This window comes from Vibrio sp. SCP2 (assembly GCF_059295395.1).
In genome coordinates this window covers 104837-116923 of the sequence record NZ_JCAFVV010000005.1, presented here as the reverse complement: position 1 = coordinate 116923, position 12087 = coordinate 104837, and the positions used below count along the sequence as shown (strand labels likewise).

Annotated in this window: 15 protein-coding genes; 2 read left to right on the top strand and 13 right to left on the bottom strand. The window is 45.2% G+C overall.

Annotated features, from left to right (window positions below; translation table 11 throughout):
* Positions 1–26: 26 nt before the first annotated feature.
* Both rpsP and ffh read right to left on the bottom strand, forming a co-directional pair.
* Entirely contained in the window at positions 27–275 is a 249-nt protein-coding gene (gene rpsP, locus AC5O63_RS15415; RefSeq protein WP_004742593.1) for a 30S ribosomal protein S16, read from the bottom strand.
* 207 nt (positions 276–482) lie between these two features.
* A complete protein-coding gene (ffh, locus tag AC5O63_RS15410) occupies positions 483–1871 on the bottom strand; it encodes a signal recognition particle protein (protein WP_004742592.1) in 1389 nt (462 codons plus the stop codon).
* A 208-nt stretch (positions 1872–2079) separates the two neighbouring features.
* On the opposite strand from ffh, the gene AC5O63_RS15405 reads away from it, so the two are divergent.
* Together AC5O63_RS15405 and AC5O63_RS15400 are read left to right on the top strand one after the other, a co-directional pair.
* Positions 2080–2874 (top strand): cytochrome C assembly family protein, encoded by a 795-nt coding sequence (locus AC5O63_RS15405; protein WP_004742591.1) that lies wholly within the window; start codon positions 2080–2082, stop codon positions 2872–2874.
* Positions 2875–3003: 129 nt separating this feature from the next.
* A complete protein-coding gene (locus tag AC5O63_RS15400; RefSeq protein ID WP_239850746.1) occupies positions 3004–4275 on the top strand; it encodes an HlyC/CorC family transporter in 1272 nt (423 codons plus the stop codon).
* Positions 4276–4342: 67 nt separating this feature from the next.
* Here the strand turns inward: AC5O63_RS15400 and rpoS are convergent, their stop codons facing one another.
* The 11 genes from rpoS to folB all read right to left on the bottom strand — a co-directional run bounded on the left by rpoS (position 4343) and on the right by folB (position 12038).
* The gene (gene rpoS, locus AC5O63_RS15395; RefSeq protein ID WP_004742589.1) at positions 4343–5317 is read right to left on the bottom strand and encodes an RNA polymerase sigma factor RpoS; all 975 of its coding nucleotides are present in this window, start codon (positions 5315–5317) and stop codon (positions 4343–4345) included.
* Between the two features lie 69 nt (positions 5318–5386).
* Entirely contained in the window at positions 5387–6298 is a 912-nt protein-coding gene (gene nlpD / locus AC5O63_RS15390; protein ID WP_494505516.1) for a murein hydrolase activator NlpD, read from the bottom strand.
* A gap of 2 nt (positions 6299–6300) precedes the next feature.
* On the bottom strand, positions 6301–6927 hold the full coding sequence (locus AC5O63_RS15385; protein ID WP_239826767.1) for a protein-L-isoaspartate(D-aspartate) O-methyltransferase: 627 nt from the start codon (positions 6925–6927) through the stop codon (positions 6301–6303).
* A gap of 2 nt (positions 6928–6929) precedes the next feature.
* Positions 6930–7688, bottom strand: coding sequence for a 5'/3'-nucleotidase SurE (surE, locus tag AC5O63_RS15380; protein ID WP_494505515.1), 759 nt, complete (start codon positions 7686–7688; stop codon positions 6930–6932).
* Positions 7685–8731, bottom strand: a complete 1047-nt coding sequence (truD, locus tag AC5O63_RS15375) for a tRNA pseudouridine(13) synthase TruD (RefSeq protein WP_494505514.1) — start codon at positions 8729–8731, stop codon at positions 7685–7687. Before truD ends, surE begins: the two co-directional genes overlap by 4 nt.
* 53 nt (positions 8732–8784) lie before the next feature.
* The gene (ispF, locus tag AC5O63_RS15370) at positions 8785–9261 is read right to left on the bottom strand and encodes a 2-C-methyl-D-erythritol 2,4-cyclodiphosphate synthase (protein WP_004742584.1); all 477 of its coding nucleotides are present in this window, start codon (positions 9259–9261) and stop codon (positions 8785–8787) included.
* A 3-nt stretch (positions 9262–9264) separates the two neighbouring features.
* Positions 9265–9972, bottom strand: coding sequence for a 2-C-methyl-D-erythritol 4-phosphate cytidylyltransferase (ispD, locus tag AC5O63_RS15365; protein WP_054963194.1), 708 nt, complete (start codon positions 9970–9972; stop codon positions 9265–9267).
* Positions 9973–10251 (bottom strand): cell division protein FtsB, encoded by a 279-nt coding sequence (gene ftsB, locus AC5O63_RS15360; protein ID WP_004742582.1) that lies wholly within the window; start codon positions 10249–10251, stop codon positions 9973–9975.
* Between the two features lie 114 nt (positions 10252–10365).
* Positions 10366–11169: an undecaprenyl-diphosphate phosphatase gene (locus AC5O63_RS15355; protein WP_171324717.1), complete on the bottom strand. Its 804-nt coding sequence runs from the start codon at positions 11167–11169 to the stop codon at positions 10366–10368.
* Between the two features lie 33 nt (positions 11170–11202).
* Positions 11203–11688 (bottom strand): 2-amino-4-hydroxy-6-hydroxymethyldihydropteridine diphosphokinase, encoded by a 486-nt coding sequence (gene folK, locus AC5O63_RS15350; protein WP_494505513.1) that lies wholly within the window; start codon positions 11686–11688, stop codon positions 11203–11205.
* Complete coding sequence (folB, locus tag AC5O63_RS15345; protein ID WP_004742579.1) at positions 11685–12038, bottom strand: bifunctional dihydroneopterin aldolase/7,8-dihydroneopterin epimerase; 354 nt, start codon at positions 12036–12038, stop codon at positions 11685–11687. Before folB ends, folK begins: the two co-directional genes overlap by 4 nt.
* Positions 12039–12087 lie beyond the last annotated feature (49 nt).

The window sequence follows — 12087 nt, the reverse complement described above, 5'->3', positions numbered from 1 at the left end:
CTAATTTCTACTTCTTAAAATAAGAATTAAGCCGCTTTTTGAGCGTCTTTAACTAGCTTAGCTACGCGGTCAGATACAGATGCGCCTTGACCAACCCAGTGGTTAACGCGATCTAGGTCTAGACGTAGACCTTCTTCTTGACCTTGAGCAGTTGGGTTAAAGAAACCAACTTTCTCGATGAAACGGCCAGTTGCTGCATTGCGGCTGTCCGCTACTACGATTTGATAAAATGGACGCTTCTTAGCGCCGTGACGTGCCAAACGAATGGTTACCATGTCGTCCTCTTTGCTTTCTCAAAAATAAAATTAACCCCAGAAACCATTTATCGCTAAACAGTTTGGGGCTCGTGCCAAAATAAAGCTCCGGAATTTTACTCTTATTCCGGAGCAATGCAAGGCATTTAGCTACTTTTTCACCACCATAAAATGAGATTTAAGTTTGTGACTTAGCTAACACCTTGAATTTTTTGTTGCTGGGTGAAATTAGCGTCCAAATGGATTGAAGCCACCGCCTCCCATTCCGCCCATACCACCCATCATGCCTTGCATGTTGCGCATCATGCCTTTCATGCCACCTTTCTGCATTTTCTTCATCATCTTCTGCATCTGAGTGAACTGTTTAAGCAGGCGATTAACGTCTTGTACTTGGGTACCAGAACCTGCGGCAATACGTTTCTTACGTGAGCCTTTAATGAGCTCAGGGCGCTGACGCTCTTTCATCGTCATCGAGTTGATGATCGCTTCCATCTGCTTGAACATCTTATCGTCAACTTTGTCTTTCACGTTGTCCGGTAAATTGCTCATGCCTGGTAGTTTGTCCATCATCCCCATCATGCCGCCCATGTTTTGCATCTGACCAAGCTGTTCACGGAAGTCTTCAAGGTCAAAGCCTTTCTTCTCTTTAAACTTCTTAGCCAGCTTCTCGGCTTTATCTTGGTCAACATTACGTTGCAGATCTTCGATAAGCGACAGTACGTCACCCATACCAAGAATACGAGATGCGACACGATCCGGATGGAACGGTTCTAGTGCGTCGGTTTTCTCACCAACACCGAGGAATTTGATTGGTTTGCCCGTGATATGACGAACAGACAGCGCTGCACCACCACGTGCATCACCATCTACTTTGGTCAAAACCACACCCGTTAGAGGCAGCGTATCACCAAAAGCTTTGGCCGTGTTCGCCGCATCTTGACCTGTCATCGCATCGACAACAAACAGAGTCTCAACAGGGTTAATCGCAGTATGCAGCTCTTGAATCTCAGCCATCATCTGCTCATCAACCGCTAAGCGACCCGCCGTATCGACAAGAAGTACGTCGTAGAATTTCTTCTTCGCGTGGTCGATGGCAGCATTAGCGATATCAATCGGCTTTTGATCAGCTGAAGATGGGAAGAAATCAACACCCACATCTGAAGCCAGTGTTTCTAGCTGTTTGATCGCCGCAGGACGGTAAACGTCGGCAGATACAACCAGTACTTTCTTCTTATCGCGCTCTTTTAATAGCTTTGAAAGCTTACCAACAGAAGTCGTTTTACCTGCACCCTGCAGACCAGCCATTAATACAACAGCAGGTGGCTGAGCCGCTAGGTTAAGCGCTTCATTAGACTCACCCATCACCGCTTCAAGCTCAGCTTGAACGATCTTAATGAACTCTTGGCCTGGTGTTAGAGATTTCGAAACCTCTACCCCAACGGCGCTCTCTTTAATACGCTTAATAAATTCACGTACAACCGGAAGAGCAACGTCAGCTTCAAGAAGCGCCATACGCACTTCACGCAACGTCTCTTTAATATTGTCTTCGGTCAGACGACCTTTACCGCTGATGTTTTTCAGCGTTTTGGATAAGCGATCCGTTAAATTCTCAAACATCTTAGTCTCTTTACCCAGACGGTGTGCAAGGAGGCTCGCCCGTCAATATTGGCGAAAAATTACTATGAGTATACCTTAGCCAACCCATGCTTGACACTGCCTAGATAACTTTTGATATCTCAAGTCACGCAAATGAGCGAGATAAGTCATAGCTCAAGCCGTTGATGCAAGGTATAATTTGTTAAAAATTCACCAGCTCTAGAGAATAATGGATAACCTAATCGCCGTTGTTGCAGCCATACTTTATCTATTAGCGATTGCAACCATCGTTCCGGGACTTGTACATCAAACAGGGATCCGCGTAAAAACAGTCTTCGTTAGTGCCATTCTAGCGCTGGCTTTTCATGCGTGGTTGCTAAGCGATCTTATTTTAGGCAGCTCCGGGCAAAACCTCAGTATTCTGAATGTCGCTTCATTAATCGGCTTTATTATCTCTTTAGTCATGAGTGGCGCGATGTTAAAAACTCGCCTCTGGTTTTTGCTGCCAGTGGTGTACAGCTTTTCCGCAATGAATCTTGTCGCGGCTGCATTTTTGCCAAGCACTTTTATTACTCATCTAGAGCAAGACCCTAAGCTGCTGATTCATATCTCCTTGGCACTGTTCTCTTACTCGACTTTAACCATTGGTGCTTTGTACGCCTTACAGTTGGCATGGCTTGACCATAAGCTCAAGACCAAGAAAGCCTTAGCGATCAACCCCAACTTACCACCTCTATTAATGGTTGAACGTCAGCTATTCAATATCATCTTAATTGGTAATCTACTACTGACAGGGACACTGCTGACTGGCTTTATCTTTGTCCAAGATATGTTTGCTCAAGGCAAAGCGCACAAAGGCATCCTTTCGTTTATTGCGTGGGTTGTCTATTCAGTGCTGCTTTGGGGACACTACCAGAAAGGCTGGCGCGGCAGGAAGGTGACTTGGTTTGCCGTTGCGGGTGCCACGTTGCTGACCCTAGCTTATTTTGGCAGCCGATTTGTACGAGAAATCATTCTTCGCTAGCTAACTAGTATCAACAAAGGTGCATCGAATGCACCTTTCTTTTACAATATTCAGTTCTCTTTTGGAAAATTGACTTAACCTAAGAATTAGGTCATAAATTAACCAAACATAACAAGGAAAAGATAAGCTTTGGACGACATATCAACGGGTATCTTATTTGCGCTACTCGCGTGTCTTATTGTTATTTCAGGATATTTTTCAGGCTCCGAGACAGGGATGATGTCTCTGAACCGATACCGCCTCAAGCACCTAGCCAACACAGGCCACAAAGGTGCTAAACGTGTTGAAAAGCTGCTCGATCGCCCCGATCGTTTGATAGGTTTGATCCTCATCGGCAACAACCTTGTCAATATTCTTGCTTCTGCAATCGCCACCATTCTGGGTATGCGATTGTTTGGTAACTTAGGTGTCGCCATTGCAACTGGTACGCTCACCTTAGTCATTCTGGTCTTCGCCGAAGTCACGCCAAAAACCCTTGCAGCCCTCTATCCTGAGAGAGTGTCATACGCGAGCAGCGTTGTACTGACTATCTTGATGAAGGTGCTTTCTCCGCTGGTTATCTTGGTTAACTTTATCACCAACGGTTTCATCCGCCTTCTCGGCATCAAAGCCGATCATGGTGGTGACGACCACTTAAGCTCTGAAGAATTGCGTACTGTCGTCAATGAAGCAGGAAGTCTGATTCCACGTCGCCACCAAGATATGTTGATCTCGATTCTCGACTTAGAGCATGTAACGGTAAATGACATCATGGTGCCACGTAATGAGATTACAGGTATTGATATCAATGACGACTGGAAATCTATCGTACGTCAGTTAACTCACTCTCCGCATGGCCGCGTTGTCTTATACCGCGATCAAATTGATGAAGTGGTTGGTATGCTGCGTTTGCGCGAGTCATACCGTTTAATGCTAGAGAAAAATGAGTTTACTAAGGAAACCTTGCTTCGTGCTGCCGATGAAGTTTACTTCATTCCGGAAAGCACCCCACTCAACGTGCAACTACTTAAGTTTCAGCGCAACAAAGAGCGCATTGGTTTAATCGTTGATGAGTACGGCGATATTATCGGCCTGATTACTTTAGAAGATATCTTGGAAGAGATCGTAGGTGAGTTTACCACTTCTATTGCACCAAGTTTATCTGATGAAATTACCCCACAAGGTGATGGTAGCTTCCTTATCGAGGGCAGCGCCAATATTCGAGACATCAACAAAGGACTCAAGTGGACGTTACCTACTGATGGGCCAAGAACGCTGAACGGATTGATTCTCGAACACTTGGAAGATATCCCGGAAAGCCACCTCAGTGTGCAAGTCTCTGGTCATCCAATGGAGATCGTTGAGCTTGAAGAGAACCGCATCAAGCTAGTCAAAGTATTTCCTGTTCTCAAAACTCAGTAGCAAGTACAAAAGCTAGAAGATCAAAAAAGCCTTGGAATTCCAAGGCTTTTTGCTATCAGTTTGAAGATTAATCTTCAGTGACACTAAATAGGTTTTCCATATTTAGTCCCTGCTTGATCAATATCTCTCGTAGGCGACGTAAACCTTCTACCTGTATCTGACGAACACGTTCACGAGTAAGATTAATCTCGCGACCGACCTCTTCAAGAGTTGATGGCTCGTAGCCAAGTAGGCCAAAGCGACGCGCTAAGACTTCTTTTTGCTTTGGATTAAGCTCATCTAACCAATGGATTAGAGAGTTTTTGATGTCGTCATCTTGAGTTGAGACTTCAGGGTCTGAGTTATTAATATCTGGAATGATATCCAGCAGAGCCTTTTCACCATCACCACCAATGGGTGTATCAACAGAACTGATGCGTTCATTAAGGCGGAGCATTTTACTCACATCATCAACTGGCTTATCTAGCTGAGTCGCAATCTCTTCTGCAGTAGGCTCATGGTCAAGTTTTTGTGAAAGCTCACGAGCGGTACGCAGGTAAATATTAAGCTCTTTGACGACGTGAATAGGTAATCGAATCGTGCGAGTTTGATTCATTAATGCACGTTCAATGGTTTGGCGAATCCACCATGTTGCGTAGGTAGAGAATCTGAAACCACGCTCTGGGTCGAACTTTTCAACCGCACGGATCAATCCTAGATTCCCTTCTTCAATAAGATCAAGAAGCGCTAGGCCACGGTTGCTGTATCGACGTGAGATTTTCACTACTAAGCGAAGGTTACTTTCGATCATTCGTTTACGCGCAGCTTCGTCACCTCGCAGGGCACGGCGCGCATACAGAACTTCTTCTTCAGCGGTAAGTAGTGGAGAAAAGCCAATTTCACCTAAGTAAAGCTGGGTGGCATCAAGACTTTTGGTCGATGCATCAAACTCTTCTTTGGTTTCTTGTGCGGGTTTTGCGGATTCTACGGCTTGAAACGTTTCCGTTGTTTCTTGACCGATTTCGAATTCTTCGACTTTCGTTGCTGTATTGCTGATACTCATAGCGCCTCCCCCTGGCGAGCTAGCAAGACATTACTACGTCTAATGTCGCTATTTTACCTAACAGTAAATTTACGGTAAGTAGCGTTTTGGATTTACTGACTTACCTTGATAGCGAATTTCAAAGTGCAAACGAACGCTGCTTGTTCCTGAGCTGCCCATTGTTGCAATCTTTTGGCCTGCTTTTACACTTTGTCCTTCGTGTACTAGCAACCGATCATTATGTGCATATGCACTGAGGTAATTGTCGTTATGTTTTATAATCACGAGATTACCGTAACCACGTAGCGCATTGCCTGAATAAACGACGGTGCCACCTGCTGTTGATACGATGGATTGACCCCGCTGTCCTGCGATATCAATACCTTTATTCCCTTGATCTCCAGCAGAAAAGTTTTTGATTACTCTCCCTTTTGTTGGCCATAACCACTTGGAAATTTTATTGTTGTTGGTAGCTGGTTTGCTAACAGTTTTGTTAACATTTTGTTTACCTGTAGAACCAACATACTCCTTTGATTTCGATTGATCAACCTTCTTTGGAGGATCTTTTTTCGCCGTTTTGTGATCTTTCTGAGCTTGAGTTGAGTTAACCTTTTGATTCGAGTTTTTGCTCGAACTTGACTTATTGCTTGGGGTAGATGGCGTGCTTGCCGCAGCGAAAACAGCGCCCGCCCCAGTACCACCGTACGCTGGTGCGGTATAAGCGGGCTGCCATAGCTTTAACTTTTGTCCTGGATAGATGGTATAAGGGGCTTTCAAACCATTGTAACTAATGATTTCTTTTACATCCTTGTCTGTGACATAGGCTATAAAATACAGCGTATCGCCTTTTTCAACTTGGTAGTAACTACCTCGATAGCTACCTCTTGATACTGAGCTGTAGTCTTTTTTCAATCCGGTCACTGGCGCAGGAGTATGCGCCGCGCATCCAATCAATACGCTGCACAAGGCTAATACCAGAAGAAAGTAAGACTGCTGCTTCATCTTTATGCCAGATCACCTGCAACCAAAGGAACAAACCGCACCATCTCTATCACTTCGGAGAGATAATCGTCACCGTTACGGGTAATCTTCAACAATTGCTGTTCTTCGTTCCCGACAGGAATCACCATAACGCCGCCCTCAGCTAACTGAGCAAGTAATGCCGCGGGTACTGATTCTGCTGCTGCGGTAACAATAATCGCATCGAATGGGGCTTTTGCTGCCCATCCTTGCCATCCGTCACCATGCTTGGTCGAAACATTGTAGATATCAAGCTGTTTCAGTCGACGTTTGGCTTCCCATTGCAGCGCTTTAATACGCTCAATCGAAAATACATGATCGACTAGTTGGGCTAATACAGCGGTTTGATAGCCAGAGCCTGTGCCCACTTCAAGGACTTTACTCTGCCTCGTTAGACCCAATATCTCAGTCATCTTGGCGACGATATAAGGCTGAGAGATGGTTTGCCCTTGCCCAATCGGCAATGCATTGTTGTCGTATGCTTGATGCATCATCGCTTGAGAGACAAATTGCTCTCTCGGTAAACGATAAATAGCATCGAGCACTTTCTGATCTTGAATGCCACTCGCGACAAGAAAGTCGATTAATCTGTCAGCATGTGGGTTTACCATTCTTATTGTTCCTTTAACCAGTTATCCATACTTGTCAGAGATTCATGCGCCGTCAGGTCAACTTGCAGCGGTGTTACTGATACGTGGCCTTGCTCAATCGCAAAGAAATCCGTCCCCTCTCCAGCATCTTGCTCTTTACCAGGAGGACCTAACCAATAAATATCATGACCACGAGGATCTTTCTGCTTAATCATTGCTTCAGCGTGATGGCGCGCACCCAGTCGAGTCACCTGAGTTCCTTTGAGCTGAGAAAGCTCAACATCTGGAATATTAACGTTGAGAAGCCTGTTGGTTGGAATAGGTTTGGCGGCATGCTGAGAGACTAACTCGCGCGCAATGGCTGCTGCAGTTGCAAAGTGATGCTTGCCCACCAGCGAAAATGCTATCGCTTGTACGCCCAGAAAATGGCCTTCCATTGCTGCTGCGACAGTCCCCGAATAAAGCACATCATCACCTAAGTTAGCACCGTGGTTAATTCCGGCCAGTACCAGATCAGGCAAGTCATCTTTCATCAACTCATTGAGCGCAAAGTGGACACAGTCCGTTGGTGTCCCTTGAACTGAAAAAATCTTTGGTGAAATTTCAGTCACACGTAAGGGCTGTTCTAACGTTAATGAGTTAGAAGCACCAGAGCGGTTACGGTCAGGCGCAACGATAGTCACCTCTGCCATATCTCTTAATGAATCGGCTAAGGCATGAATCCCTTCTGCATGAACACCATCATCGTTACTAATTAAGATTTTTAGTGGCTTATCATTCATTGATAGTGACGCTCCACTTCGACCTCTTCAATTAGCTCTCGAACAATGGCAGTCGCAAAACAGCCTGCATCTAAAGAGAACTTCAAAGTCACTTGGTCACCATTAACTTCCCAAGTGAGGTCTTGAGGCATTAATGAAATCTCACGTCGCTCATGACGCATGCGATTACCACGAATCAAAGCCATAAGATCAGGCTCTGCATCCAAATGCGGCTGCTCAAGCTCAAGAGCTTGTTCTAAAGTCGGTAAAGCATTGTCGCCCGCCATTGCGGCAGTAATTTTCGCTTGGCCTAAACTCAATTGCTCCGTCACACTGGCTAGATTGTCCTGAGTGATAGTCACTCGCTCATTACCTTGCAAAACGATGTCTCCCATCACTGGCTGAGCGAAAAGGTCTTTCTCAATACGCTCTGATAGAATCGAGTTGAAGATCCAAGATCGTGCAGCAGACAAATAAAGGCTACGTTTGTTCTGGTTGCGAGTGCGGACGTTCTCTCGCCCCCAACGACGAGCTTCGTTAAGGTTATTACCTTGATTACCAAAGCGTTGGCTACCAAAATAGTTTGGCACCCCTGTTTTCGCCACAGACTCTAAACGTGACACTACATCTTGCACATCGCTCACTTCAGTGATGGTCAGCGTAAATTCATTTCCAACCAAGTCACCCGGGCGCAACTTCTTGTTATGTCTGTCTGTTGCTAGTATTTCAATACTCGGATATTGGGCGAGGAAAGCACTAAAGTCTGGCATGTCTCCTTTTGGCAAATGGACACTCAGCCACTGCTCTGTGACGGCATGGCGGTCTTTAAGGCCAGCCCAGCTCACATCTTTAGATTTGACACCGCATGCTTTGGCTAATTCGTTAGCGACAAAGCTAGTATTTTCACCCGTTTTACGGATACGCACCATAAGGTGTTCGCCGCTACCAGTGAAGTCAAAACCTAAATTTTCGTTGACTTGAAAATGCTCAGGCTCAACTTTTAGCTTGCCCTTTGCTACTGGCTTACCATTTAAGTAAGCCAATGGAGATAAAATATCAGACATAGTTTTTTCCGTTACTTGGCAGCCAAAACAATTCAAGCCAACCAGTAATCTAGTTATTCTTTAATCAGCACCACAACCGCTGCAGTTGCAATACCTTCTTTGCGCCCAGTGAAACCCAAACGCTCAGTCGTCGTTGCTTTCACGTTCACATTACCGATATCTGTTTCCAGATCTTGGGCAATCACCTGACACATAGACTCAATATGCGGCGCCATTTTAGGTGCCTGCGCCATGATCGTAACGTCAGCATTACCAAGAATATAGCCTTGTTCTCGCACTCGACGGTAAACATCGCGTAATAAATCTCGGCTATTGGCTCCTTTCCACTTGTCATCAGTATCAGGGAAATGACGACCAATATCACCAGCAGCGATTGCACCTAGCAATGCGTCACACAATGCGTGCAGAGCGACGTCACCGTCCGAGTGGGCAATCAGCCCTTGCTCATATGGAACGTCAACACCACCAATTATAACCGGGCCTTCGCCACCAAATTTATGCACATCAAAGCCATGGCCAATTCGAATCATGAGTTATCCTTTGTTTCTATTTAGATAAAACTCAGCTAACGCTAAATCTTCTGGTTGGGTTATTTTTATATTGTCAGCGCGACCTTGAACTAAGGCGGGCTTTTCTCCTAACCATTCCATTGCTGACGCTTCATCAGTGATAGCAACACCACTTGCGAGCGCCTTCGTCAATGCTTCTGTTAGCGGCTGAGTTTTAAACAGTTGTGGAGTAAGTGCGTGCCACAGTGCTTCTCTTTCGACAGTATGATCAATATTTTGCTCACTATCCGCTCGTTTCATCGTGTCTCGTACTGGCGCCGCAAGAATACCGCCTAACTGATTGTTATCGGCTTCTGTCATCAAACGATCGACATCTTCCAGCGCGAAACATGGCCGCGCCGCATCATGTACTAGCGCCCATTCGGCGAGTTGATTTTGCTCGATGTACTGCAAAGCGGATAACACGGAATCTGCCCGTTCTTTACCACCCGGCACTCGAATAACATTCGGATTCTCTGCTAATGAAAGTTCTGGATAGTATGGGTCACCGTCTGTAATTGCGACGACAACTTTATTGACCATAGGATGGAGCAAAAGTTTTTCAACAGTATGCTCTAATACTGTATGACCTTGGATCTGAAGGTACTGCTTAGGGCGGTCCGCTTTCATGCGACTCCCTACACCAGCGGCAGGGACAACAGCTACCACAGACATTTGACGGGTCGAAGACATTTAATTGTCCTCTCCAACGATACGATAGAAAGTTTCCCCTTCTTTGATCATACCAAGCTCATGGCGAGCACGTTCTTCAATCGCATCAAGCCCTTGGCGTAAATCATCGATCTCCGCAAACATTTCATCATTGCGAGTTTTTAAGTTGCCATTCACTTGGTGCTGAACTTGGGTTTCAGCATTCACGGCCTGAAAATCGGAAATACCATTTTTGCCGAACCACAGTTCAAATTGTAGCCAGCCTAAAACTAAGGTTAGGGTCAGTGCAAAAATCCGCATACCGTCAATCAAAGAAGAGAGATAAAGAAAGACCACATATATATCACAATGTCGCGGTTCAAGCGAGATTGGACTATGTGGTCTTAGTAAAGATTGTGTATCTGTTTGAAAGACTTAGTTCATCATTAAAAACGCAAACAAGCCAACACCTAAAATCAAACGGTAGATAACAAATGGTGTCATACCCATGCGCGAAATAAGCTTCAAGAAGAAGTGGATACAGATGTAGGCACTAATAAAAGAAGTCACAATCCCTGTTAGCAAAAAGCCTAAGTGGATAGGTTCACCACTCGTGACTAGCTTAAGGCCTAGATAACCGCCCGCTAACAAGATGATTGGAATCGACATTAGAAACGAAAAACGAGCCGCCGCTTCACGGGTAAAACCAAGATACAGAGCCGCAGTGATAGTTGCACCAGAACGAGACGTGCCTGGGATCATCGCCATTGCTTGAGCGATACCAATAAACAACGCTTTCTTCCAATCTGCTTGATACTCATCATCGGCTAACTTGGAGTTTTTATCGACATACCAAAGCAGTAAGCCAAATACGATTGTTGTCGTCGCAATTACCCAAGCACTACGTAAATACAGCTCGATAATGTCTTTCATCAGCAAGCCAAACACACAGGCTGGAATGGTCGCCAAAATAATCATCCATGCTAACTTAGCTTCTTTGCTGCGCTCGCCTTTGAAAATCGAACCTAAGAATGCTGAGAGTAAGCTGATCACTTCCTTGCGGAAATAGATCACCACCGCAGCTAAAGTACCAACGTGCACTGCAACATCAAATGCTAGCCCTTGGTCTTCCCAGCCCAGAACGGCCGATGGCAGAATCAGATGCGCAGAACTAGAAATAGGCAAAAATTCGGTTAGTCCTTGAATCAAAGCAAGAACAAAAGCTTCAAAATAACTCATTAAAATCTCATAACGTCTTCAGGTCTTGTGACCTTAGTTAAACCATAAGGGAATGGCTTCTAAATCAGTATCAAACGAGGCTTGTTGCCAAATTTGTTCAATCGTCCGCCCATCTTGAGGGACAACTAATTGCGGACAAAGCTCAAACAGTGGCTTGAGAACAAAGGCATATTTAAAAATATCACCACGCGGTATCTCAGGCTTAGATGAACAAGTTTGATCACCAAACAAGATAATATCGAGATCGACAGTACGAGGCTCAAACTTGCCAGCGTTCTCAGCTCGCCCCCATTTGAGCTCAATTTTACGCAGCTGTCGTGAAAATTCCGTTAAAGTTAACGATGTTTTCATTTCTACGACAAGGTTGTAAAAGGCGTTGCTCTCAAAGCCAATTGACTCGCACTCATAAATCGTCGATAGACGAATATCGCAACCAAGCGCACCCAACTCAGCAATTGCGGCTTGGATATGTTTGCGCCTTTCAATGTTTGAGCCAATACCTATATAGGTAGTGATCATGCAGTGCCTCTTTCGATCACCACACCCACACCTGCTGCCTGAGGGACTGCTCCCGGCTTAGTTAAACGAATCTTGATCCAAGGTACATTGAAGCGAGACATAATCAGTTCAGCGACTTCTTCAGCAACACGTTCGACTAACAGGAATCGACCACCTTCGATATGAGACAACACCGCTTGGCTAACCTGAGCGTAATCAAGCGCATCGACCACATCATCGCTTTTACCTGCTGGGCGGTTATCGTGAGCCATCTCGATATCAAGCACCAATTTTTGCTTAATCTCTTGCTCCCAATCGTACACTCCAATCGTAGTAATCACTTCGAGTTGCTCAATAAATACTTTGTCCATCTGTTGCTTCCTGTAGAGGTCGGATACCCAATTTAAGTAAAAAGTCGTA